This is a genomic window from Allobosea sp. NPDC055332, assembly GCF_053645455.1.
Genome location: NZ_JBSHMO010000001.1, coordinates 421519 through 446541 on the forward strand (window position 1 = coordinate 421519; position 25023 = coordinate 446541).

Here is a 25023-nt window from a genome sequence, read left to right on the forward strand (position 1 = left end):
CTGGTGCTCTTGCTGGTCAACGCCAATCTCCTTCTGGCGCCTCGCAGCGATGCGGCTGCCGAGACGCGCGCGCGGGACCTCCAACTCGACGTCTCCCTCGGCGGCTACGCCGTCGGCCTCATCGGTGCGTTCCATCAAAGCGAGACGGGCGCCTTGTCGGCACGCCGCAAGGAACTCGAAGAGCTCGGAATCAGGGTCCCGCAGCAGTTTCGGCCCGACGATGACGTGCCGCTCTCCGCCATTCCCGGCCTCACCCATCGCTACGACGAAACTGCGCAGCGGATCGATCTGACGGTGCCCGACGCCTATCGGAAGCCGAAGGCCTATGACGCGATGCCACAGCCGGATGCGCCGGCCAAAGCGGGGCATGCAACGACCGGCGCCGTGCTCAATTATACGCTTTTCGGCAGCTCGAGCGGCGCCCAGCTCTATGATTTCTGGCGCTACCCCAGCCTGTCCGCCAGCCTGGATGGACGCCTCTTCAGCCCCCTCGGCGTGCTGTCGCAGACCGGGATCGTCGCCAACCGTTCGCTCACCACGGACAAGGCCGACATCCTGCGGCTCGACACGAGCTGGAGCTATTCCGATCCCGCCACGCTTCTGACCTATCGGGCCGGCGACACCATCTCCGGCGGCCTCGCCTGGACCCGCCCGATCCGGCTCGGAGGCCTGCAGATTCAGCGCAACTTTGGGCTGCGGCCGGACCTCGTCACCTTGCCTCTGCCGAGCATCGACGGCAGCGCCGCCGTGCCTTCCACGGTCGACGTCTTCGTCAACGGCATCCGCACCATCTCGCAGAATGTCGATTCAGGGCCGTTCCGCATCAACAACGTGCCGATCCTCTCCGGCAACGGCAACGCCAATGTCGTGGTGCGGGATGCCTCCGGCCAGCAGACCGAGACGACCCTGCCCTTCGCGGTATCGGGCAAGCTGCTGCGGCCAGGCCTGAGCGATTTCTCTGCCGAGATCGGCATGCCGCGCCTGCAATACGGGCTGCGCTCCAGCCTTTATGCTGAGGAGCCCGCAGGCTCGGGCAGCCTGCGCTATGGGCTGAGCGATCGCGTCACTCTGATGGCGCACGGGGAAGGCTCCCGCAACTTCGGCAATGCCGGGCTGGGCGCCGTCGTCGGGCTCGGACCGGTCGGGCTCGTCAGCGCTGCCGGTGCCGGGAGCTGGCGGAACGGGGCGACGGGCGGCCTGGCTTACCTCGCCTTCGAGACCCGCCTGGGCGCCTTCTCCTTCTTCGCCTCGAGCCAGCGCAGTTTCGGCGACTATCATGACCTCGCCTCCGCCACGGCGTCGCCATCGGCTCTCGGCACGCTCGCATTCAATACGTCGAGCAACACCGCTGCCTCCACCACCGATCCGCGCGGCTGGTCCTGGCTCCAGCTGCCGCCGCGTGCGGTCGATCGCATCTCTATCGGCTTGCCGGCGCCTTTCATCGGCGGCGGGCTCAATCTCGGCTTCGCCCAGCTCAAGGAGGTTGGCGGCCGCACGAGCCGTATCGTCAACGCGAGCTATTCGCGCGCCCTGCCCCGCGGCGGATCGTTCTACACCACAGTGTACACGGACCTGGCGACGCGCGGCTCGGCCGGCATCTTCGCCGGCTTGTCCTTCCCGTTCGGTGGCAACATCACGTCCTCGGCCGGCTTCACCCGGTCCGGCGGCTCCTGGGCGCTCGCAGCCGATCTGAGCCAGCCGATCCAGCAGGAGCCGGGCAGCATCGGCTGGCGCCTGCGTGACGTCGAAGGCGCCGGCAGCCAGCGCTACCGCTCGGCGTCCGTCGCTTATCGCGGCAATTACGGCCAGGTCGAAGGCGGCATTTCGCAGAGCGCCGGGCGTATCGCAGGAACGGCGCAGCTGGACGGCGCGCTGGTCGCGGCGGGCGGCGGCCTCTTCCTCGCCAACCGCATCGACGATGCCTTCGCCATCGCCAGGGTCGGCGCGGCCGATGTCGATGTCCTCCACGAGAACCGCGTCGTGGCGCGCACCGGCGCGAACGGAACGGCGCTGATCCCCAATCTGCGCTCCTATCAGTCCAATCGGATTTCGATCGACCCGCGCGGGCTGCCGGTCACCGCCCTGGCCGAAACCACGCAGGAGATCGCGGCACCACCTGACAGGGCCGGCGTCGTGGTCGATTTCGCGGTTCGCTCGGCCGTCAACGCCGCGATCGTCGTTCTCCATGGGCGCGACGGCCAACCATTGCCGGCCGGCACGCGCGGCGCCCTCCAGCCGGGCCTGCGCGGCGTTGCCAGCCCGGCGCCGGATTTCATCGTGGGATATGACGGGCGCGCCTTTGTCGAGCATCTCGGCACCGACAACGAGATTCGCATCCGCCTCGCTGACGGCGAATGCAGCGCACGCTTCCCCTTCACCTCCCAGGAAGGCGTACAGGTCACGATCGGGCCCGTCCCATGCCGATGAGATTGCCGCTCCATCGCTCCATGGCCTGCCTTGCGCTCATCCTGATCGGCATGCTCGCCGCGACAGGACATGTCGCAGCCCAGTCATGCTCGCTGAGCGTCACGCCGATGGTCTTCAGCCCGATCGACGTGACGGCCAATGCCCAGGTCGACGCCACGGCAACCGCGACCGTCAGCTGCACCGGCCTGCCACTGCAGCTCGTCGGGGTCTGCATCGATCTCGGCCCGGGCACCGGCGGTGCCACCGATGCGACGAGCCGTTTCATGGTCAATGGCGCACAGCAGCTGCGCTATGGGCTCTACAGCACCGGCATGACGCCCTGGGGTTCGAGCAGCTGGGCCGGCGGCTCGGCCAATCCGGTGGGTTTCAATATCGTGCTCTCGGCCGGCGGCACCGGCAGCCATGTTGAAACCATCACCGGCCGCGTCCATAGCGGCCAGCCCACCGCGGCTCCGCTGGCCTATCTCAGCACCTTCACCGGCCTCGACGCCCGTATCCGTTACGGGCTTCTGTCGTTCCTGCTCGGTTGCAATCTCCTGACCAACTCGCAAACCACGACGTTCAACATCACCGCCAATGTCCCGCCGACCTGCCGGGTGACGACGAACCTGCTCGACTTCGGCAATGCCGGCGTCCTCGGCAGCGCTCGGGATGCCGCAACCAGCCTGACGCCGACCTGTACCAACGGAACGGCCTATCAGGTCGGGCTCGACGGCGGTCTCGCCGGTGCCACCAATCCGACGCAGCGGCGCATGTCGAAAGGGGCGGAGTTCGTCACCTACGGGCTCTATCGCGATGGCGCCCGGACGCTGCCCTTCGGCAACACAATGGGGGTCAATACGCTGGTCGGGACCGGCTCGGGCCTGGCCCAGACCGTCACCATCCACGGTCGCGTCCCGTCGCAGGCGACGCCGTCTCCCGGCCTCTATGCAGATACGATCGTCGCGACGGTCGTGTACTAGGCATCCGCACGTCGCGCGCCCGCAGCGACCGAGGAACCGGGCGGTTTACCTCCACCGTCTCCAATCACGGCGAAGCGCAAGTGGCGACGCGCAAAGCCATCCCGTTAACGACAAAGCGCCCGGATACTGCTTCTCGCCGATGTTCAGGAAGATTTCGTGGTGGGTGATGTAGGGCTCGAACCTACGACCCGCTGATTAAGAGTCAGCTGCTCTACCAACTGAGCTAATCACCCATACGCCACGAAGACGTTGTCGGCGAGGCGTGGACCGCGTCCCGACGGCCGGCGATGTAGCAAACACCCCCGCCCCTGTCCACCCGTTTGCGACAGAAATATGCAAACTCGTTTCGGATAATGTCGGCGCACCTCGCGACGAGGCGGAGAAATGCCTGCCGCGCAGGGCGCGGCAGGCCGCATTTCAGGGATTTCAGGCCGCGCTGCGGCGGTTGAGCAGATGGTAAAGCGCGATCGCGGCGAAGGTCGCCGTGCCGATCCCGCCGAGCTCATAGCCGAAGATCGGCAGCTTGAGGTCGCCGGCGCCGAGAATCAATGCGGTCGCCACCGTCAGCAGATTCTTCGGCTCGGCAAAGTTGACCTTGTTCTCGACCCAGATCCGGCCGGCGGTCGCGGCAATCAGGCCGAAGACGACGACGGCGAGGCCACCCAGCACCGCCACGGGAATCGTGCCGATCACCGCGCCGAACTTCGGCGAGAAGCCGAGCAGGATGGCGATCACGCCGGCGGCGACGAAGACCAGGGTCGAATAGACTCGTGTCACCGCCATCACGCCCATGTTCTCGGCATAGGTGGTGACGCCGGTGCCGCCGCCCGAACCGGCGATCATCGTGCCGATGCCGTCGGCGAAGAAGCCGCGCCCGATCAGCCCGTCGAGATTGCGCCCGGTCATCACCGAGATGCCCTTGATGTGCCCGAGATTCTCCGCGACCAGGATGATCGCGACCGGCACGATCAGTGCGATCGCCTTCGGGTCGAACACCGGCGAAACGAAGTTCGGCAGGCCGAACCAGGCCGCCGCGGCGACCTTGCCGAAATCGACCGGCGGCGCGCCGAAGCTCGTCGCCGTCGCGGCATAGAGGATATAGGCCGCGAGCCCGCCGATCAGCACGGGCAGGCGCTGCACCAGGCCGCGGCCATAGACCGCGATCAGCGCGACCGCCACCACCGTGAACAGCGCGATCCACTTGGTGTAGGGGCTGGCCGAGATCATGTTCATCGCGACCGCGGTCAGGTTGAGACCGATCGCGGCGACGACCGCGCCGGTCACCACCGGCGGCAGCAGGGTCTCGATCCAGCGCGTGCCGACGCCCTGCACGATCAGGCCGATCACGGCATAGACCGCGCCGCAGGCGATGATGCCGCCGAGCGCGACCGGCAGGTTGGCGTTAGGGCCGGTGCCGGCATAGCCGGTCGCGGCGATGACGACGCCGATGAAGGCGAAGGAGGAACCGAGATAGCTCGGCAGCCGCCCGCCAGTGATGACGAAGAACAGCAGCGTCGCTATGCCGGAGAAGAGGATCGCGACGTTCGGGTCGAAGCCCATCAGGATCGGCGCCAGCACGGTCGCGCCGAACATGGCGACAACATGCTGGAGACCGGCGATGATCGTCTGCCCGGTCGGCAAGCGCTCATCCGGCATGACATCGCCGGAGGTCTTCAGCGTCCAGTTCGGAAAATAGCCAGCCATCGTCCCGCTCCCAGCCATCGCGCCTGCGCGCACCGGAGGCGAATAGTGGCAAGAATCGGGCCTGCGCCAAGCGAGCCGCACGCGCCGTCCACCGCAAAACCGCGATTCAGGCGGTGAGGCGCTCGGAAACCGACCTGACGAAGCGGTTGAGGTTCTCGGCGAGGCCAGCGGCGACGGTGCCGACGGCAGCCGAGCGCGTGTTCATCTCGTCGACCGACGCGCCGACGCGCTCCATGGCCTGCAGGGCCTCCGCCGCGAGTTTCAGCGCCGCTTCGATTTCGTCCGTGGTCGCCTGCGCGTCCCGGGCGATCCCCTCGCTGACGGTAAATTGCTGAGTGACGGCGCCTGCGACCGCGGCTGTGTTCCCGGCCATGCCGGAGACCGATTGATCGATCCGTGCCATCGCATCGACGCAGCGCGAGGTCGCCTGCCGGATTGCCTCGATCCGGCTGCCGATCGCCTCCGTCGCTCCGCTGGTCTGGGCGGACAGCGATTTCACCTCGCTCGCCACCACGGCAAAGCCGCGGCCGGCCTCACCGGCACGCGCCGCCTCGATGGTCGCGTTGAGCGCAAGCAGATTGGTCTGCGCCGCGATCTCCGAGATCAGGCCGACGACCGAGCCGACTTCCGACACGAGAGCGGCGAGACCCTCGATGGTCCGCCGCGCCTCTCCCGCCGCGGCGACCGTGTCGGCTGCGATATCGGCGCTCTCCCGGGTTCGCCGGTCGATCTCGCCGATCGACTGGCGCAATTGCCCGATCGAGGCGACCGTCTGCGTCGCGCGCTCGCGCACTTCGTTCCAGCTTTGCCGGCTGGCCTCGGTGGTCTCGCCAGCGCGATGCGAGGCGGCCGCCGAACTGGCTGCGACCCGGCTCAGCGTCGCCGCAGCCTCCTCCGTCTCGCTCGAGACCTGCTCGACCTGCTGGCGGAAGTCATCGGCGAGCGCAGCGATATCCGTCACATAGCGCGTCGTCCGCTCGGCTCTCATCGCATGGATGTCGCCGAGCGCATTGACCAGGTCGACGATCAGGAACTCGGCGAGCTTGACGCAATCGCGCGCCGTCCGCCGCGACGAGAAACGGTGCCGCCGCGCGATCTCCGGAAAGACCGAGCGCATCGCCGTCATCGCCAGGACCGCATGCGTGCGTGGGCCGAAGGGCGAGGCCGTCTCGCACAGCACCGCCCGTCGCAGCGATGCCGCATAAGCCTCGTCGAATTGTCCCTCGAACAGCGTGCGGGCGTGCTGCGCCATCTCGGTGCGCAAGTCCGCTCCGTGCGCGCGAGAGGCCGCTCCCATGGTCGGGTGCGCATCGAGACGCTCGAAATGCAGCGCCATCGCGGCGTCGATCGCCGCATCCAGCGTCGGGGCGAGCTCCCTGGCGAGTCTCAACGTCGCATCGTCGACGCCGAAGATGGCCAGGCGCGAATTGGGCGCCGCGGGCGCGAACAGGGAATCTCTTTGCGTCTCGTCGGCCATTGCGCGGGCTCGTGTCGGACGCCAACGCTGCCTGCGAATGGTTAAGAAGGGCCTAGAGATCCGACGAGGCTGCTTCGTGCCGGCGATGATCGAGGTTGCTGCGCCCGGCCGTTGCGAGGCCTGCGATCAGGGCGCGGTCACGCCGAAGGCGCGGTAGCGTTCCTCGGCCTTCGCATCGAGCGCCTGCGCCTTGGCAAAGTCGGCCGCCGCTTCGGCCGCATCGCCGCGACGCTGATGCGCGAGGGCGCGGCCATACCAGGCCTGGCCGAGCCGGGCGTCGAGCGACAGCGCCCGGTCGAAATCGGCGATCGCCGCATCGGTCTGGCCGAGCGCCGTCCGCAGGGCGGCACGCGCCACCCAGCCATCCGGATCGGCCCGGTTGGCCGCGACCGCGGCGTCGAGGTCGGCCAGCGCCCGCTCATATTCGCGGGCGTGCTGCAGCAGCAGCGCTCGGTTGAGCAGGGCCGCGGCGTTGGCGGGCGCGACCGCGACGACATCGTCATAGGCCTTCACCGCGGCGCTGAGCTGGCCGCGCGCCGTCAGCGCCCGCGCCCGTTGGAACAGCGCTTCGATCGAACGCGGCTCGCTGCGCAGCGCCGCTTCCGCGTCGGCCTGCGCCGCGACATAGGCGCCGTCGCGATAATTCAACCGGGCGCGCTGTACCAGCGCCGCCGGATTCTCCGGTTCGAGCAGCAAGGCCGTGGCAAGATCAGTCCGCGCCTGCACCTCGCGCTGTGGCTGGCCGATGCTGAACTGGGCCCGCCGGATCAGGCGCGGCACGTCGAAGGCGTCGAGGGCAAGCGCGGTATCGAGCGCCGCGAGCGGATTGGGCGGGGTCGGCAAGGCCTGAACTGGCTGCGGCCGCAGGGCGCGATAGGCGCTCTGCAATGCCTCGCGCTCCCGCTCGTAGGTCTCCCTGGCATCGCGCCACAGCTCGGCGAGGCGCGCCGGCCAGACCTCGATCGAGCGACCGAGCGCCGGCAGCAGTTCTTCGCGGCGATCGAGTGCTCCTTCATGCTCGGGATCGATCGCGAGCAGTGCGCCATAGGCGGCAGCGGCGGCGCTGCGATCACCGCGAATCTCCTGCGCCAGGCCGAAGCCAAACAGCGTGGCGCGATCCTGCGGCTTCAGCGCCAGCGCGGCGCGATAGGCCTCCAGCGCCGGCGCCGGCCGGCCGAGCGCCAGCAGCGCATCGCCGCGCATGCCGTGCCAGGCTCCGGCGTCATGGCCAGGTCCAGCCCGATCGAGATCGCGCAGCGCCTTGTCGTTGCGCCCGAGCTGCAGCAGCAGCTGGGCACGATTGCGCAGCGCATTGCCGTCACCCGGCACCAGCGCAATGGCGCGGTCGAGATCGCGCAGCGCTTCCTCGCGCCGGCCGAGCCCGGCGAGCAGGCCGGCACGGTTGTTGAGGCCGAAGGCAGCCTGTGGCTGGATCGTGAGCAGCCGGTCATAGGCCACGATCGCCTCTTCGGTCCGGCCGGTCCGCTGCAACAGGAAGGCACGGCGGGACAGCGATGCCGCATGCCGCGCATCGAGCCGCAGCGCGCGCTCATAGCTGGCGAGCGCCGGCCCGTCATGGCCGAGCGCCTCGAAGGCCCGCCCGCGCTCCAGCCAGACCTGCACGACCGTCGGCTCCAGCCGCAAGGCGCTGTCGAAGGCCGTGATTGCCTCGCGCGGCCGTGTCAGCGCCATGAGCGAGAGGCCGCGGCGGTAGTGATAGGAGGTAACCTCCGGCTCGAGCGCGAGCGCAGCGTCGAAATCGGCCACTGCCGCTTCGTGCCCGCCTTCGTCCTGCAGGAACCGCCCCCGTGCCCCGCGCGCCCAGCTATTGGAGGGATCGAGCGCGATGGCCCCGTCGAGATCGGCGCGGGCCCCGGCGATATTGCCGGCGCGCTCGCGCAGCAGGGCCCGGTCGGCCAGGAGGGTCGCGCGCCCGCCGATGACAATCGCCCGCTCGATCAACGCCACGGCTTCGACATGCCGGCCGAGTTCGGACAGCGTATGCGCCCGGCCGCGCAGGGCCGCCAGGTGATTCGGCACGGCCTTGAGCGCCGCGTCGAAATCGCGCAGCGCCTCGGTGAGGGCATTCTCGGCCTCGGACAGCCAGCCGCGGCTGGCGAGCAGATCGGCCCGAATCGCGCGGTTGAGCTCGCCGGTCAGGCTCTCGTCGCAGGCGGCACGCCGTTCGGCGCCGCCGGTCTCGATCGTGCCCATGCACAGGCGGATGCGTTCCTGCGCGCGCTCTGCCTGTCCCGGCGTGGAGGCGGGCCCATAGGCCGCGGCGGGCTGCGCGCTCAGCACGGCCAGGACGCCCATCGGCAGCAGGCGCAGCAACTTCATCGATGGAATCTCACTGTGGCTCCCCCAGCCGAGATGATGAGATCGGCAAAGGGCCTCGAAGGTCCAGTGGTTGCTGTGCCGGCCAAGCAAAAATTGAGCCGGTGTGCCGCGGTCACAACACCGGGCTGAGGCGATGCCCTCCGGCTCGGCGATACGTCGCACTCGCGTCAGAATTCCAGGCCCAGTTCGCGATAGCGCTCGTCGATCTCGTGATCGAGCGCACGCGCTCTTGCGAACGCTTCCTCTGCGAGCCCTGCCTCACCCTTGCGCAAAAGAGCGAGCGCGCGGCCGAAATGAGCGAATGCGCTTTTTGGATCGCCTGCGATCGAGCGATCGAAGAAGGCGAGCGCTCCATCGACATCGCCCTCGTGCATTTTCATCGCGCCCAGGCTGTGAAAGGTGGTCGCTCGCTGTGGGTCGAGTTTGAGCGCTTCGGCACAATCGCTGCGAGCCAGGTCGAACTCACGGCGCAGCACATGGAAGTAGCAGCGGTCGTTCCAGATTCCGACGCTGGTGACCCCGCGTTCGATCGCGGCGGTCAGGTGCGCAATGGCCGCCTGATGTTCGCCTCTCCGGTAAAGCGCGATGCCGAGATCGAGCGTGGTCCCGACATGGTCGGGCGCCAAGCGAAACGCCTGCTCCAGATCGGCCTGCGCTTCGGCAAAGCGCTTCTGCTTGAGGTGAACGAGCCCGCGATAGCGCCAGGGATCGTAATCGTCAGGCTGCAACTCGATCGCCCTGCTGAAATCCGCCTCGGCTTCCGCGAACCGGCCGGCCCGCCGGTGCAGCTGCCCACGGTTGAAAATGGCTCTCAACGATTTGGGAGAAAGGGCGACCACCGTCGTATAGTCGGCCACCGCCTCCTCATCTTGCGACAGGGCCGCCCGCGCTCGCGCCCGCCAGAAGAAGGCATCGGACTCCTTGGGGGCTTTTGCCAGGACACGCTCCGCATCGGCGATGGTCTGCGGATAGCGCTTCTCGTCATAATGGATGCGGGCCCGCACGAGCAGCGTAGCGGCATTCTGCGGATCGCTCCGCAGCAGCTGCTCGACATCGTCGAGCGCCCGCGCCCGGCTATCGGCGGCAGCAGCCAGGAGGCGGGCCCGCGCCAGCCGGGCCGCATCGTCATAGGGATCGAGCTCCAGCTGCTCGTCGAGCTTGCCGAGGCGCTCCGCGGCCGACTGACCGGTCTTCGCCGCAGCCTGGTTCTGGGTGGACAGCGCCGCCCGCTTGATGGCTGCGGCCGTCTCGATCAGCCGGAGGCGCCAGATCTCGCGCTCACGCCCGAGCTTGACCAGCATTTCGTTCCGCTGGCGCACGGCGTCCTCGTCGCCCGGCTCGACCTCGAGCGCCTTGCTGTAATGGCCGAGCGCCTCTGCCCAGCGCCCGCGAAGCCTCTCGGTTAGGCCGCGATTATAGTGACCATACATCGCGGTCGGGACCCGCCTGATCACCTCGTCGAAATCCGCGGCCGCATCGTCATAGCGCTTCAAGCCGAGCGCGGTTCGGCCGCGCATGTTGAACAGCTCGGTCGTCGTGTGGCCAAGTGCCGCGGCGCGCTCGAATGCGACCCGAGCCTTACGATAATCCTCCTTCTCGAAGTAGATCAGCCCTCTGACATGATGAGGCTGCCCGTTCTTCGGATCGAGCGAGATCGCCCGATTAGCGTCACGCATCGCGGCCGCATGCTCGCCTTTTTGCGAGAGATGCCAGGCGCGGTTGCCATAGCCGGCTGCGGCCTCAGGATGGGCCGCTATCAGCGTGTCGTAGGCCTTGATCGCAGCATCGTCCCGGTGAAGCATGGAGAGCACGAAGGCCCTGCGAAACAGCAGGTTCCGGTGCCCTGGCGTTTGCTTGAGGCCCAGATCATAGGAGCGCAGCGCTCCAGCATAGTCGCTTCGGCCTTCCTGCACCGAGCCTCGCTGCACCCAATTGATCGCATCCTCCGGCTCGATCGCGACGAGGCGATTGAACGCGAACAGGGCAGAGCGCTGCTCGCCTTTTTCGCTCAGCGCCCGCGCATACCAGTACAACGCCGATGGATCCTTCGGATCGCTCTTCGTCGCCGCGTCGAGATCGACGAGCGCCGCCGCGTGGTCCTGTCTGTCGAAGGCCAGCCGGCCGCGTTGAACCAGCGCATCGACATAGTTTGGCGCGAGTTGAAGTGCCGCATTGAAATCGGCGAGAGCCTGCTCGCGCCGGCCGGCGCGGCGACGAACGAGACCGCGATCGAGATAGATGAGCGGCCGCGTCTCGTTTTCGACGAGCATCGCCGTGAACGCCTGCTCGGCCTCGTCGTAGCGACCCAGATCGGAGAGCATCACGGCGCGCCCGCGCAGCGCCGCATCGTTGGCCGGCACGATTTTCAGGGCGGCCTCGAAGTCGCGCAGGCCGCCATTCTGGTCTCCGGCGCGGCGCTTCTGCCAGCCACGCGCGGTGAGCAGCGACGCACGATATGCGGGGCGCACTTCAAGACCAAGGGCCTTGTTGCAGGCGTCGATGCGGCTGCCGATAACCCCAGTTTCGGAGCGGCATTCGCTCCAGAACTCCGTTGACCCGTCAGGTGATTGTCGGAAATCGGCGAAGGCTGATGCCAACAGGCCCTGCGCGCAAACGACCACGACCGACGACCATAGCAGTCGACGCCTCATACAGCCCCCCAAAGCCTGCATCGCGCAAAGCTATCATCGTTTCGCGAGCATGGAACATGATTCTCGCGAAATACGATTACCGAGATGCTGTCAGGGCTGGCTGCAGCTGGACCCAGGTCTCGACCGCCACCTCGAGCCGAGGCGGCGGTCGATCATGTCCCGCCAGACGCTTACTCCGCCGCCTGCGCGTGCACGCGATTGCCGCGGGCGACCAGCTTGTTGAGCGCCGCCAGATAGGCCTTGCACGAGGAGACCAGCGTGTCGGGATCGGCGCCGCGCCCGGTCACGGCCGCGCCGTTCTGGCTGAGGCGCACGGTCACCTCCGCCTGCGCGTCGGTGCCCTCGGTGACGGCGTGGACATCGTAGAGCTCCAGTACCGCCTCATGCGGGACCAGCGCCTTGACCGCATTGAACACCGCGTCGATCGGCCCGTTGCCCTCGGCTTCCTCGGCCGCGACCCGGCCATCGATGTCGAGCTTCAGCATCGCGCGCTGCGGGCCGCGCGTGCCGGCGATCACCGTCAGCGAGACCAGCTTCACCCGGTCATGGGCGGTGGCGAGGTTGTCGTCGACCAGCGCCTCGATATCCTCGTCATAGACATGCTTCTTGCGGTCGGCGAGCGCCTTGAACCGGGTGAAGGCGTCCTCCAGCTGGTTGTCGCCGAGCTCGTAGCCCATCTCCTTCAGCTTCGAGCGGAAGGCGGCGCGGCCGGAATGCTTGCCCATCACCAGCGAGGTCTTGGTCACGCCCACCGAGGCCGGGGTCATGATCTCGTAGGTCTGCTGGTGCTTCAGCATGCCGTCCTGGTGGATGCCGCTCTCATGAGCGAAGGCGTTCCGGCCGACGATCGCCTTGTTGTACTGCACCGGGAAGGAGCAGGCGGTCGAGACCGCCTTCGAGGCGCGCATCAGATAGGTCGCGTCGATACCGGTGTCGTAGGGCAAGACGTCGCCGCGTACCCGCAGCGCCATCACGATCTCCTCCAGCGCCGCATTGCCGGCGCGCTCGCCGATGCCGTTGATGGTGCATTCCACCTGGCGCGCCCCGCCCTCGATCGCCGCCAGCGAGTTGGCGACGGCGAGCCCCAGATCATTGTGGCAATGCGCCGAGAAGATCGCCTTGTCGGCGTTCGGCACGCGCTCGCGCACCGCCTTGAACATCGCCCTGTATTCGTCCGGCGTGGCGTAGCCGACCGTGTCGGGCAGGTTGATCGTGGTGGCCCCGGCCCTGATCGCGGTCTCGACCGCCCGGCAGAGATAGTCGATCGGGGTACGGGTCGCATCCATGCCAGACCATTCGACGTCCTCGACCAGATTGCGCGCCTGCGTCACCGTCCGGGTGATGATCTCCAGCACCTCTTCCTCGCTCTTGCGCATTTGGTGCTGCAGATGGATCGGCGAGGTCGAGACGAAGGTATGGATGCGCGGCTTCACCGCATGGCGCACCGCCTCGCCGGCGCGGGCGATGTCGGCCGGAATGGCGCGTGCCAAGCCCGCGACGCTCGCGCGCTTGATCCGGGAAGCAATCGCCGAGACCGCCTCGAAATCACCATCCGAGGCGATCGGGAAGCCGGCCTCGATGATGTCGACGCCCATTGCGTCCAGCATGTCGGCGACCTCGAGCTTCTCCTCGAAGGTCATGGTCGCGCCGGGGCATTGCTCGCCATCGCGCAAGGTGGTGTCGAAAATCAGGACCCGGTCCTTGGCGGACACGGTGCTATTAGGATTGCTCATGGTCTTTGTCCTTGGGTCAGGACGCGCCGCGCATCGATTCAGGCAGGCGCGAAAGGTCTAGGGCTTGTTTCCCGTCATCCCCTGAGCGCCCAGGCACACGTGCCCGGCCGGCCCTCAGGGGCAGGTAAGAAGAAGCAGCTGACCAGGGAGCGAGGGAGCGCACATGCCGGCCATCCGCGCAGCGGCGCGGTTCTGGCTCTCGGCATGGGTGGCGAATGCGGCCACGAACGGTCCTCTCGTCGACGGAAGCTGTCTACCGGATCGCAGCCTAGGAAGGCAAGCCTCGGAGGTCTTGAACGTTCGTGCAGGATGATGCCCAGAGAAGGCGGGTCACCCGGCAGCGCCGGCCCGCTCCTTCAGCGTCCTGGTCTTGCCGAATGGCGCCGGCCAGACCTGCAGTCGATAGAAATCGTCGCCCTCCAGCCCGTCATCGCTCAACGTGTCGAGCCCGACATAGGAGACCCGCAGCCGATAGCTCCCGGGCGCGAGCGAAAAGCGCGCCCGCTCCTGCGGGGAGCCTTCCGTGCAGCCGATCACCATCATCTGGCCGGAGCGCGCGCGGAAGGAACACTCGTTGACCAGCTCCCATTCGCTGAAATCGGTTTCCGGGGCCACATCATGGACCGAGAGCACGACCGGAACGTTCATGTTCCTGGCGGTGGCGATGCCGACCGAGCATTCACCGACGGCGAGCATCCGCTCGACGGTCTCATCGGTCCAGAACGTCCCCCAATCCTCGTCGACCGCCTCGTCCTGAAGATAGAACTGGAAGTAGTCGGCGAAGATTTCGAGCTCGGTGGTGTGCAGCAGCGTCATGCCAGCCAGCGTTCCGTCGAATTGTGACGGGAGTAAGTGCGGAGCCTCCTGCGGCGCTGGCATGGCGGCAGCGCGCATGGCTTAACCTGATCGGGTGCGATTCGGCCGGCTGTCGCGCCTCGGAGACCGGCCCGCCTGACCGGAGTGCCGCGCCGATGCAGCGCTATGATCGTCCCGCCATCGGGCTTGCCATCGGCCTCTCCGGGCTGGCCGGTTTCGTCGATGCGCTCGGCTTCCTCAGCCTCGGCGGCTTCTTCGTCTCGTTCATGACCGGCAACACCACCCGCCTCGGCATCGAGCTGGCGGAGGGCCGCATCGACGGCATCCTGGTCGCCGGCATGATCATCCTCCTCTTCATAGTCGGCGTGATCTGCGGCTCGCTCGCCGGTCATCTCGGCGGACATCGGCGCCAGGCTGCTGTGCTCGCCTTCGTGACCCTGGCGCTCGCTCTCTCGGCCGGGCTCGACACCATCGGGCTCGGCATCGCCGCCGCGGGCACCCTCGCTCTGGCGATGGGCGCCGAGAACTCCGTCTTCCAGCGCGACGGCGAGGTCACGATCGGCCTGACCTACATGACCGGCACCCTGGTCAAGATGGGGCAGCGTATCGCCGGTGCCCTGCTCGGCGGCCCGAAGCTCGCCTTCCTGCGCCATCTCACGCTGTGGCTCAGCCTGCTCGGCGGCGCGATCCTTGGCGCCTTCGCCTACGGGCAGATCGGACTATACGCGATCTGGCTGGCGGTCGCGGCGGCGGGGTTCTTCACCATCGTCGCCCTCTTCCTCCCCGATCAGGGCTGAACCTCGCTTTGCGCCCGGCGGAGACCTTTGCCTCGCCGACGGAATCGACCATGGTTCCGGTCCGACCAGCCGGAGCCTTGTCCATGCGCGCCGCCCTCCTCGCCGCCGCCCTCGGCCTTTCCCTCGCCGCCTGCCAGACGGCGGCTCCGCCGCGGGCCCCCTCGCCCGAGCAGGCGCCGACCGGTGTCACGCCCAACACCTTCCGCATGCCGACCGGCGCAGGCTGCGCCGGCGAGGTCGACCGCTTCCAGGCGGTCATGGACAACGATTTGCAGACCGGCCACACCACCAAGGGCGTCCACACCCGCGTCAGCGCCGAGATCGACACGGCCCGCAAGAGCTGCGCCGCCGGCAACGAGGCCGGCGCGACTTCCCAGATCCGCGCGACACGGACGAAGTTCGGCTATCCGTAAGCCCGGCCTCGCTTCGGTCACAGGAAAAGTCCACCTGATTGCCTCGCTCCCTCGGCACTGACAGGCTTCGCGGGGCGAATGCCGACAGGAACCGAGGGAGAGGCCGACCATGATCACCCGCCGCATCTTCGCCGCTGCACCCCTCGCTCTGGCTGCGCTGCCACTACCCGCCCTCGCCGCGCCACGCACGCTCGCCGGCACGGTGACCTATCGCGAGCGGATCGCGCTGCCGCCGGGTGCCGTGGTCGAAGTGAGCCTGCTCGACGTCTCGCTCGCCGACGCCCCATCGCGCACCATCGCCCGCACCCGGATCACCCCGCGTCGGCAGGTACCGATCCCCTACCGCCTGCGCTTCAACGACGCGGTGATCCGGCCCGGCCATCGCTACGCCCTGCGCGCCGAGATCAGGGTCCGCGGCCAGCTCTGGTTCACCACGACCGAGCACCATGCCGCGCTCGTGCCGGGCGCAAGCGGCGAGATCGTCGTCCAGCGCGTCGCGCCACCGGCCGAGGTCGGCGGCCCGACCGGCTCCTGGCGCGTCGAGAGCTTGCGCGGCCGGCCGCTTCCCGAGGGTGTCCGTGCAACGCTGCAGATCGACTCGAATGGGCGCGTCTCCGCCCATAGCGGCTGCAACGGCATGGGCGGGCAGGCGACGATCCGCGACCAGCACATCCGCTTCGGGCCGCTGGTCGGCACGATGATGGCCTGCCCCGAGCCGCGCATGCAGGTCGAGAACCAGTTCCGCGCAGCTCTGGAGGCAACGCGGAGCTGGCGGATGGAGCGCGGCGCGCTCGTCCTGCTGAGCGGGCGCGGCGCGCGTCTGGTCGTGCTGGCGCGGGAGTAGCGGCGGCCTAAGCCGCCAGCCCCCGCTTCTCCAGCAGCGCATCCGGCGTCGGCAGGCGCCCCCGGAACAGGGTGTAGGCCTCGGCCGGATCGCGGGTGTCGCCGGCCGAATAGATGTAGCGCTTGAGCTTGCCGGCGACCTCCGGGGCGAAGACATTGCCCGCCTCGATGAAGGCATTGAAGGCGTCGGCGTCCATCACCTCGGACCAGAGATAGCTGTAATAGCCGGCCGAATAGCCGTCGCCCGAGAAGACATGCGAGAAATGCGGCGTGCGGTGGCGCATGGTGATCTCGCTGGGCATGCCGATCCGCGCCAGCTCCTTCGCCTCGAAGGCAAGCGGGTCGACCTCGGCCGGCGCTTCCAGCGAATGGAAGGCGAGATCGACCAGCGCCGAGGAGGTGTATTCCACCGTGGCGAAGCCCTGGTTGAAGGTCTGCGCCCGCTTGATCTTCTCGATCAGCTCGTCCGGGATCGGCTCGCCTGTCTCGGCATGCAGGCAGAAGCGCTGCATCACCTCCTTGGTCAGGAACCAGTGCTCGTAGAGCTGCGAGGGCAGTTCGACGAAGTCGCGCGAGACCGAGGTGCCGGCGAGCGAGCCATAATGCACATCCGAGAGCAGGCCGTGCAGGGCATGGCCGAATTCGTGGAAGAGCGTGCGGGCATCGTCGATCGAGAGCAGCGCCGGCTTGCCTTCCGCCGGCTTGGCGAAGTTGCAGACATTGACGATGATCGGCCGGATCTCGCCGTCGAAATTGCGCTGGCCGCGATAGGCGCTCATCCAGGCGCCCGAACGCTTCGAGGCGCGGGCGAAATAGTCGCCGAGGAAGAGGCCGATATGCCGGCCGCTCGCGGTCTCGCTCACCTCGAAGACGCGCACGTCGGGGTGATAGCCCTGAAGCTCCGGCCGCTCGGCGAAGGAGAGCCCGAACAGCTTGCCGGCGGTATCGAAGGAAGCGGCGATGATCCGATCGAGCTGGAGATAGGGCTTCAGCACGGCTTCATCGAGCGCATAGGTCTTCTGCCGGACCTTCTCGGCATAGAAGCGCCAGTCTGACGGGCGGATCGGGGCGTTCTCGCCTTCGCTCTGGGCGACCGCGGCAAGATCGGCTGCCTCCTGTCCGGCGCGGGCTCGGGCCGGCTTCCAGACCAGCTCGAGCAGGTTGCGTACGTTCTCCGGCGTCTTCGCCATGGAATCGTCGAGCTTGAAATGGGCGAAGGTCGCAAAGCCGAGCAGCTTGGCCTTCTCGGCCCTGAGATTCACCATCTCGGCGACGATGGCGCGGTTGTCGGTCTCGCCGCCATTCTCGCCGCGCTTGCTCCAGGCCGTGAAGGCCTGCTCGCGCCGCTCGCGCCTTGTCGAGAAGGTCAGGAAGGGCTCGATGATCGAGCGCGCCAGCGTCACCGCATGCTTGCCGTCCTGGCCGCGATCGGCAGCGGCACGCGCCATCGCCGCGACGACGAAGGGCGGCAAGCCGTCGAGATCGGCCTCGTCCTCGATGATCAGCGCATAGCTCGCCTCGTCCTTCAGGAGGTTCTGGCCGAAGCTGGTGCCGAGGCCAGCCAGCCGCTCGTTGATCGCGGCGAGCCTCGCCTTGGCCTCGCCTTCGAGCTTGGCGCCCGAGCGGATGAAGCCGCGATGCGTCCGCTCCAGCAGGCGCAGTTGCTCTTCGCTGAGCCCGAGGCTCTCGCGCTGCTCGAATACCGCATCGACACGAGAGAAGAGGTCGTGATCCATCATGATCGCCGACCAGTGTCGCGACATCACCGGCGACATCTCGCGCTCGATCGCCTGCAGCGCCTCGTTGGTGTCGGCCCCGGCGAGATTGTAGAACACGCCGCCGAGACGGCTCATGCCGCGGGCCGAGCGCTCCAGCGCCTCGATCGTGTTGGGGAAGCCCGGGGCCGCAGCTTCGGCCTTGATCGCCTCGACTTCGGCCCGGTGTTGCTCCAGCGCCACCGGATAGGCCGCCTTGATGTGTTCGGGCGTGATCTCGGCGAAAGGCGGCAGGCCGAACGGCGTCTCCCAGGCGCGCCCGAAGGGATTGCCCGCAGGCAGGTTCAGGACTTCGGACGCGTCGGCCATCGGCAACCTCGATCGGTAAAGGGTCAATCCCGCCCGAAGATATGTGCGAGATAGGACGTCATGAAGGGCGGCATGTCATAAGCCGCGCAATCGGCGAGATTGCGGACGATCACGATGTCGGAGAGCTCCGGCTCATCCTGCCGCGCGATCCGCTCCAGCATCATGTCGCGCGCAGCCTCGGCCGAAAGATCGATCCCGACCGGGCGCATGAAGGCGACACGGCCGGGCACGATCACCGCCGTCCAACGCTCCTCGACGGAAATCTCGTCGAGCACCAGCCCGGTCTCCTCGCAGAGCTCGCGGGTGACGCTGCCGGCGAGGTCGAGCGTGCCGTCCGGGCGGGCATCCTCCCGGTCGGGCGTGCCGGCGGCGAAATAGACCTTGCCCGGGTTGGCGGTGTGCTCGCCCATCCGGCCGAGCAGGAAGGCGCCATCAGCCGCACGCAGCGCCGCCATGGCAAAGCCATTGCGGATTACCGGGCCGGGATGGCCGAAATCGCGCCAACTCATGAAGGCGGCGTAATCGGCCTCGAAATAGCCGGCATGGAACACGCCGCCCTCGATCGCGGCGCGATGCTGCAGCATGACGCGGCCGTTGAACATGGCCGGCTTACCGGCGCTGATTGCAGCCCAATGCGCCCCGATCTCATCGGCGCGATCGCGGGCAAAGCCCCAATCGAACGCCTCGACCCGCGCCTCGACGCGATCGAGCGCGACGATCTCGCCGTCGACGACGCCATTCACAGCAGCACGCCCTCGCTCATCACCACCGCCGCGCCGCCGATGGTCGCCGAGGCCAGCGCGCCACCCGTGACGGCCAGTGTCAGTTCGATCTGCGAGGGCCGGCCCATCTCGTAGCCCTGCTCGATGACCAAGCGATGCTCGCCATCGCCCGGCCGGTCGAATGCCATGATCGCGCCGGCGAAGGCGGCGGCAGCCGAACCGGTCGCCGGGTCCTCGATGATCCCGGTCTCCGGCCAGAACATCCGGCCGTGATAGTGATGCCCGGCCTCCGCGGTGTCGCGGCAATAGACGAAGGCGTTGCCATTCTGGGCCGGCGCCATCGCGCGCTCGAACGTCCCGGCAACACGCGCCCTTGCCACCGCCTCGCGGCCGGCAACCGGCACCATCGTGTAGGCGACGCCGGCCGAAAAGGCGCTCGGCCGATGCCCCTCGAAACCGAGATCGGCCACGCCGAGCCCGAGTGCCTCCGCCAGCGCCGCCTCCGTGATCGGCTGCGCGATCTGCTCCGGCAGCTTCGGCAAGGTGAAGGTGGCGCGAGCCGAACGCGCATTGCCGAGCGTGATCACGCAGGGCACCAGCCCGACCTTTTCCTCCAGCACGAGCCTGTCCGCAGCCCGCCCCTCCGCCGCGTCGCGCAATGCCAGCAGCACGGCGGTGCCAACCGTCGGATGGCCGGCGAAGGGCAGCTCCTGCCCCGGCGTGAAGATGCGGATCGCGGCGCAATGAGCGGGGTCGGCCGGCGGCGCGACGAAAACCGTCTCCGACAGGTTGAACTCGCGGGCGATCGTCTGCATCGCCTCCGTGTCGAGCCCCTCGCTGTCGAGCACGACGGCAAGCGGGTTGCCGGCATGCGGCCGGCTGGTGAACACGTCCAGCGTGACGAAGCGGCGGCTCATGCGGTCTCCTTCGGGATCGTCAGCTCGATCGTCAGCGGGCAATGGTCGGAAGCCTTGGGCCGGTCCCAGCCGACGCGCGGATAGCGGTCGCAGGTCAAGGCGAGCTTGGCCATCGAGCGGTCGGCCTCGCGCGGGTCGAGCGGCACGCGATAAGGCAGGCCGCGCCGGATCATCTGCATCGCCGGGTTCGGATTGGCGGCGGCGAGCGCCGGCGAGAGCAGGATATGGTCGAGCGGCATATGGCTGTCGATCAGGCTCTGGCGCTCTTCCGACCAGTAGCGCCGGAAATGCGTCCAGCGCTCATGCGGCGGCAGGCTCTCGATCGGATCGACCGCGAAATCCTCCAGCAGCGGCTCGATGCCGCTATCGCCCTCGTCGACCGGCGCCGCCAGCGGACCGAGCCCGATGCGGTAGCCATTGAGATCGCCGAGGATCGCCCAGTTCGCCTCACGCCAGCCCGGACCGAACCAGCCCTGCACGATCTTCCTTACCGCCAGCGCCTCGGCTCGGCGAATCGGCAAGGTCGCCTGCCGGCCGTCGTCGCGGCCATTGTTCATCGACTTGAAATGGCAGCCGAACAGGGTCAGCCGCCGGTCGCCGAAATCGAGCTCGACCGCCAGGCAATCGCGCGCGAAGACCTTGTCGCGCGGCTCGATGCCGAAGGCGGCGATCTCGGGCGAAAACGCCTCCGCATCGGCAAAGCTCATGCCCTTGTAGGAGCGCACCGTGACCTGCTGCGGCCGCACCAGATCGCGCCGCGCGGCGAAGCCGATGTCGATATTGCGCCGGTCATTGCCGTCCACCAGGGTGAAATGGCCGTAGCGATGGTCGGCGATACGGTGGACGTAATTGGCGAAGAAGGCCTGCAAGCTGGCGAGCGAGTCGACCTCCTGCAGCATCCAGAGATCGGCATTGGCCTCGGCGATGGCGAGCGCCGTCATCTGGCGCTTGTCGTCCTCGAGCGCGACCGCCAGCGAGCGCTCGACCGCATCGCGCTCATCGGCGCGCGGGAAATGGAACAGCGACATCGCCGCCGCCGTCTCGGTCCGCCCACCGGGCTCGAAGCGATGGCGCGTCAGCAGGTTCTCGACGTTGAAAGTGCCGAGGCGCAGCTTCATGGCAGATCAGACCGCTTCGGGCGCGAAGAGCTGCGAGGGCGTGACGAACTCGTCCTGCGCCGCCACGGTCAGGATCTCGCGCGAGCCGGCCTCCTTGGTCCGCTTCAGCAGCCCGTAGATCGAGGACGCCGCCTTGCCGAGCGCACTCGCCGCCGAGCCGTCGCGCAGGTAATGCACGAAGAACAGCGCCGCGATCGCATCGCCGGCGCCGTTGATGTTGATGTCGATCTTCGGCGTGCGCACGCGGTAAGTGCCCTGCCCGTCCGCCGCCATCAGGTCGATCGAATCGTCGGGCGTCTCGTTGGTGATCAGCGATGTCACGAGCACGACCTTGGGCCCGGCATCGCGCAGCGCCTCGACGGCGCGGTGCGCATCGGCCAGCGTCCTGACCTCGACATCGGTGAGCAATTCCAGCTCGAACTGGTTCGGCGTGACGATGTCAGCCGCCGGCACCGCCTGCTCGCGCATGAATTCCGGGATGCCCGGCCGCACGAACACCCCGCGGCCGACATCGCCGATCACCGGATCGCAGCAATACATCGCCTTGGGATTGGCTTCGCGCACCCTCGTGACGGCCGAGAGGATGGCATGGCCGATATCGGCCGAGCCCATATAGCCCGAGAGCACGCCGTCGCATTTACCCAGCACGCCGCGCTCGCCGATGCCCGCCATCAACTCATCGATCGTGGCGCCGTCGAAGACCTGCCCCTTCCAGGCGCCATAGCCGGTATGGTTCGAGAACTGCACCGTATGGATCGGCCAGACCTCGACGCCGAGCCGCTGCATCGGGAACACGGCCGAGGCATTACCGACATGGCCATAGGCAACATGGGACTGGATCGAGAGGATGTTCATGAGAGATAGGCCAGCCTTCGACGACACGACGCGGCGAACCTAGCGGCTACGGCGTCGCAGGCAAATCGAAAGCGGTGATGGTCCCGATCAGCCTGGGTGCTAGGGGCTTGAAAGCCGCGCCACGCCGGCGGTGTCGGTGAACTGCGTCACGCTCTTCAGCTTGCCATCGGCGATGGTGAACACGTCCATGATCTCGAAGGAGCCGGTACGGCCAGTCGGCTTGCATTCGACGTCGGCACGCCAGTGCAAGGTGGCCGTCTCGCCATCGATCGTCATCGCCAGCTCTTCGATATTGCTGAAGACATAAGTTGCGATCAGCCCGGCCATCTGCTCGCGGACAGCTTCGACACCGTCTGGTTGCACGAAGATTTCGGCAGCCTGCGGCCCGCCAGCCAGCCGATAGCTGCAATCGGAGTGCATGTATCCCATCAGGGCATCGAGATCGCCGCGATGGCGCGCGGCATAGGCATCTCGGATCAGGGCTTCGACGGCAGCGCGATCGGTCATGGCGCCTCTCCTTGCGTCAAGCACCACTTTCGCGCCGCGGCGATTGCAAGTCCAGCGTGCCGTCAGACGAACTCGGTCAGACCGGCGTACCCATGATGTAGGGAATGCAGCCGATGACGACGGCGAGCTGAACCGCATTGCAGGCCATGCCGCCATAGTGCAGCCGGCGCAACCGGCGGCCGACATCGGCTGGCCAGCTGTCGATCTGGGTATCCAGCCGCGCCAGGAGCCAGCGGCGCACCATCAGCGTCGAGGCGAGGACACCGACGCCGATGACGAAAGCCCAGCGCTCGGTCAGAGCAAAAACCACGGTTCCGATGACGGCAGCCACGACCAGCACCTGGAAATAGGCACTGAACATCATGCGCATGAGCCGGGCGACCGGCAGGATATCGAGCTTCACGAACAGGAAACCGGGCGCCGCCAGCAGCAGATAGCCCATCGGCAGGATCATGATGACGAAGGCGAACAGGGCAGCGGCATTCGGCGACATGCAGGCACCTTCCAGCCTTCTCCACCGGAAAGGACCTCCAGCAGACGCGCCGAAATATTCACCCGCCCACAACTGCAAACAATTGAACTTTAGGCGAAGCGAACTCAGCCGACGACCGGGCGAATACGTGAGGATAACGCCTCAAAGCGAACCACCTCGCTCGCTTTATCCGCTTTTGCCAGAATCCAAGTCGCCAGCCTGAGCAAATGATGAGCCTAAGGTCTAGCTGTAGAAGGCTGAATTCTTCATCCAAACTGAAAAACGAGGCATTTCCTCGCTGAAGCAGAGCGACGCTCGGCACGACAGCGAGAAGACAAATATCAAAACAGGGCGGGGGCAGAGGATGAGCAGGTTCTCTTGGTTCTGGCGATTGCGGAACAAGACCAAATCCTTGGTCGATACGCGACCTTCTACGCAACAGCCCGAGCAAAGCGATCGGCGCCAACTGCTCCAGGCCCTCTCCGCCCTGGCCGGCGGCGGCGCCCTGGCCGCGGCCTCTCAACCGGCCGAAGCGAAGGATTCCAGCGAGCTGCCGCCACCAAAGCGGGCGCTCACCGGCCGTGACGCAGCCGGCAAGTCGGTGTTCAAGTCGTTCGACGTCACGTCCAAGGTGGTGGAGATCGACTCCAATCCCGGGCTGACCTTCTACGAACTCTACATGACCGAGGGCGTGCCGCAGCTGACCGGCCTGGAGCCCGACCCGATGCTGAAGGGCACGGTCGCCTTTCCAGGGCCCGGCGGCACGATGTTCCGCCTGATCTCCTATCCGCCGCGGCGGCCCGAGGGCTGGAAGCCGCCGGCCGGCGTGACCTTCAAGAGCGCGCTGGAGGAAATGTCGGAGAAGGTCCCGCGCATGGGCGACCATTTCGATCTCAGCGCGCCGGGCATGCACACCTCCGACACCATCGACTACGGCGTCGTGGTTCGTGGCGAGATGACGCTCGAGCTGGACGACGGACAAATCGTCCATCTGCGCCAGGGCGACTGCATCGTGCAGAACGGCACCCGGCATCGCTGGCGCAACCCGCTGCCGGAGCCCTGCCTGATGGCCTTCATCTCGGTCGGCGGCAAGCGGGGCTGAAGCTCTTCCCTTCTCCCCCGAGGGGAGAAGGAGCTCTGTTGCGCTTACGACCCGGCAGCCGCCTTCTTCGCGAACGAGTCGATGAAGGTCTTGGTCAGGTCGACATTGGAGTTGGTCAGCTCGGGGTCGAGCAACTTGAGCGAGTCGTACATGCTCTTCATCGCATCGGCAGTCGGGATGCCGGTGCGCGAGTAGCTCTCCTGCGAATTCTTCACGGCGGTCAAGTAGAGCGGCTTGTCCCCGAGATGGTACTCGGCCGGGACGAGGTCGGCGACATCCTCGGGCTTGGCCGTCTCCAGCCATTTCAGCGACTTCATCAGCGCGTTGACGAGCTTCTGCGTCGTCACCGGGTTCTTCTCGGCGAAATCGTTCTTGAGATAGAGCACCGCCGCCGGGTTCGAGCCGCCGAACAGCGCCTTGGTGCCGGCTTCGGTGCGGGTGTCGATCAGCGAAACGACATCGCCGTCCGATTCCAGTTTCGAGGTGACAGGGTCGAGATGCGAGATCACGTCGACCTGCTTCTGCTTGATCGCGGCGACCGCGCTGGCGCCGGCGCCGACGCCGATGATCGGAGCATCCGTCGCCTTGAGACCGGCCTTGACCATGGCGTATTGCGCCGTCAGCGCTGTCGAGGAGCCCGGCGCGGTGACGCCGATCTTGAGGCCCTTGAAATCGGCGGCGGACTTGACCTTGTCGGCGAGGTCCTTGCGCACCGCGATGGTGATCGCCGGGAAGCGGCCGAGCTCGATCACCGCACGGATGTCCTGGCCCTTCGCCTGCATGCGGATGGTGTGCTCATAGGCGCCGGTGACGACGTCGACGGAACCGCCGACGAGCGCCTGCAGCGACTTGGCGCCGCCGCCGAAATCGTTGATCTCGACGTCGAGCCCCTGATCCTTGAAGAAGCCCTTCTTCTCCGCGACCGTCAGCGGAAGATAGTACAGGAGCTGCTTGCCGCCGACGCCGAGCGTCAGCTTGGGTTTCTCGGCATTCTGGGCGAAGGCCGCCGAGGCGCTGAGCACCGTGGTGAAGGCGAGCGCAGTGAGCGCCGCGCGGCGAGTGAAAATCATGGAATTTCCTCCG

20 protein-coding genes and 1 tRNA gene are annotated in these 25023 nt (G+C 67.3%); 6 read left to right on the plus strand and 15 right to left on the minus strand.

Annotation, left to right across the window (positions count from 1 at the left end):
• The first annotated feature begins 3 nt into the window (after positions 1-3).
• Positions 4-2427, plus strand: coding sequence for a fimbria/pilus outer membrane usher protein (locus ACWIGM_RS02155; protein WP_454024284.1), 2424 nt, complete (start codon positions 4-6; stop codon positions 2425-2427).
• On the plus strand, positions 2418-3389 hold the full coding sequence (locus tag ACWIGM_RS02160) for a Csu type fimbrial protein (protein ID WP_454024285.1): 972 nt from the start codon (positions 2418-2420) through the stop codon (positions 3387-3389). Before ACWIGM_RS02155 ends, ACWIGM_RS02160 begins: the two co-directional genes overlap by 10 nt.
• Positions 3390-3546: 157 nt before the next feature.
• Here ACWIGM_RS02160 and ACWIGM_RS02165 read toward each other — a convergent pair.
• From ACWIGM_RS02165 to ACWIGM_RS02195, 7 genes are all read right to left on the minus strand, one after another.
• A tRNA-Lys gene (locus tag ACWIGM_RS02165) sits at positions 3547-3622 on the minus strand.
• Positions 3623-3815: 193 nt separating this feature from the next.
• Positions 3816-5093 carry a solute carrier family 23 protein gene (locus ACWIGM_RS02170; RefSeq protein WP_454024286.1) on the minus strand — a complete coding sequence of 426 codons (1278 nt, stop codon included), beginning with the start codon at positions 5091-5093 and terminating at the stop codon, positions 3816-3818.
• Positions 5094-5199: 106 nt separating this feature from the next.
• Positions 5200-6570, minus strand: coding sequence for a methyl-accepting chemotaxis protein (locus tag ACWIGM_RS02175; protein WP_454024287.1), 1371 nt, complete (start codon positions 6568-6570; stop codon positions 5200-5202).
• Between the two features lie 126 nt (positions 6571-6696).
• On the minus strand, positions 6697-8910 hold the full coding sequence (locus tag ACWIGM_RS02180; RefSeq protein ID WP_454024288.1) for a tetratricopeptide repeat protein: 2214 nt from the start codon (positions 8908-8910) through the stop codon (positions 6697-6699).
• A gap of 167 nt (positions 8911-9077) precedes the next feature.
• Entirely contained in the window at positions 9078-11582 is a 2505-nt protein-coding gene (locus ACWIGM_RS02185; RefSeq protein WP_454024289.1) for a tetratricopeptide repeat protein, read from the minus strand.
• Between the two features lie 149 nt (positions 11583-11731).
• Positions 11732-13294 (minus strand): 2-isopropylmalate synthase, encoded by a 1563-nt coding sequence (locus ACWIGM_RS02190; protein WP_454024290.1) that lies wholly within the window; start codon positions 13292-13294, stop codon positions 11732-11734.
• 330 nt (positions 13295-13624) lie between these two features.
• On the minus strand, positions 13625-14110 hold the full coding sequence (locus ACWIGM_RS02195) for a hypothetical protein (protein ID WP_454024291.1): 486 nt from the start codon (positions 14108-14110) through the stop codon (positions 13625-13627).
• A gap of 155 nt (positions 14111-14265) precedes the next feature.
• Here ACWIGM_RS02195 and ACWIGM_RS02200 point away from each other — a divergent pair, with 155 nt between their 5' ends.
• From ACWIGM_RS02200 to ACWIGM_RS02210, 3 genes are all read left to right on the plus strand, one after another.
• On the plus strand, positions 14266-14907 hold the full coding sequence (locus ACWIGM_RS02200) for a YoaK family protein (RefSeq protein WP_454024292.1): 642 nt from the start codon (positions 14266-14268) through the stop codon (positions 14905-14907).
• A gap of 83 nt (positions 14908-14990) precedes the next feature.
• On the plus strand, positions 14991-15320 hold the full coding sequence (locus tag ACWIGM_RS02205; protein WP_454024293.1) for a hypothetical protein: 330 nt from the start codon (positions 14991-14993) through the stop codon (positions 15318-15320).
• Positions 15321-15429: 109 nt separating this feature from the next.
• On the plus strand, positions 15430-16164 hold the full coding sequence (locus tag ACWIGM_RS02210; RefSeq protein ID WP_454024294.1) for a YbaY family lipoprotein: 735 nt from the start codon (positions 15430-15432) through the stop codon (positions 16162-16164).
• A gap of 7 nt (positions 16165-16171) precedes the next feature.
• Here the strand turns inward: ACWIGM_RS02210 and ACWIGM_RS02215 are convergent, their stop codons facing one another.
• The 7 genes from ACWIGM_RS02215 to ACWIGM_RS02245 all read right to left on the minus strand — a co-directional run bounded on the left by ACWIGM_RS02215 (position 16172) and on the right by ACWIGM_RS02245 (position 22859).
• Positions 16172-18247: a M3 family metallopeptidase gene (locus ACWIGM_RS02215; protein ID WP_454024295.1), complete on the minus strand. Its 2076-nt coding sequence runs from the start codon at positions 18245-18247 to the stop codon at positions 16172-16174.
• A 23-nt stretch (positions 18248-18270) separates the two neighbouring features.
• Positions 18271-18990 carry an NUDIX hydrolase gene (locus tag ACWIGM_RS02220; protein WP_454024296.1) on the minus strand — a complete coding sequence of 240 codons (720 nt, stop codon included), beginning with the start codon at positions 18988-18990 and terminating at the stop codon, positions 18271-18273.
• Entirely contained in the window at positions 18987-19886 is a 900-nt protein-coding gene (locus ACWIGM_RS02225; RefSeq protein ID WP_454024297.1) for a PhzF family phenazine biosynthesis protein, read from the minus strand. The genes ACWIGM_RS02220 and ACWIGM_RS02225 overlap by 4 nt, the downstream gene beginning before the upstream one ends.
• Positions 19883-21004, minus strand: coding sequence for an endonuclease/exonuclease/phosphatase family protein (locus ACWIGM_RS02230; RefSeq protein WP_454024298.1), 1122 nt, complete (start codon positions 21002-21004; stop codon positions 19883-19885). Before ACWIGM_RS02230 ends, ACWIGM_RS02225 begins: the two co-directional genes overlap by 4 nt.
• A gap of 6 nt (positions 21005-21010) precedes the next feature.
• Positions 21011-21859 (minus strand): pyridoxal kinase PdxY, encoded by an 849-nt coding sequence (gene pdxY, locus ACWIGM_RS02235; protein ID WP_454024299.1) that lies wholly within the window; start codon positions 21857-21859, stop codon positions 21011-21013.
• Between the two features lie 99 nt (positions 21860-21958).
• The gene (locus ACWIGM_RS02240) at positions 21959-22366 is read right to left on the minus strand and encodes a nuclear transport factor 2 family protein (protein ID WP_454024300.1); all 408 of its coding nucleotides are present in this window, start codon (positions 22364-22366) and stop codon (positions 21959-21961) included.
• 76 nt (positions 22367-22442) lie between these two features.
• Positions 22443-22859, minus strand: a complete 417-nt coding sequence (locus ACWIGM_RS02245) for a hypothetical protein (RefSeq protein ID WP_454024301.1) — start codon at positions 22857-22859, stop codon at positions 22443-22445.
• A gap of 343 nt (positions 22860-23202) precedes the next feature.
• Here ACWIGM_RS02245 and ACWIGM_RS02250 point away from each other — a divergent pair, with 343 nt between their 5' ends.
• A complete protein-coding gene (locus ACWIGM_RS02250) occupies positions 23203-23940 on the plus strand; it encodes a cupin domain-containing protein (protein WP_454024302.1) in 738 nt (245 codons plus the stop codon).
• A gap of 44 nt (positions 23941-23984) precedes the next feature.
• On the opposite strand, the gene ACWIGM_RS02255 is transcribed toward ACWIGM_RS02250, so the two are convergent.
• A complete protein-coding gene (locus ACWIGM_RS02255) occupies positions 23985-25010 on the minus strand; it encodes an ABC transporter substrate-binding protein (protein WP_454024303.1) in 1026 nt (341 codons plus the stop codon).
• Positions 25011-25023: the final 13 nt, after the last annotated feature.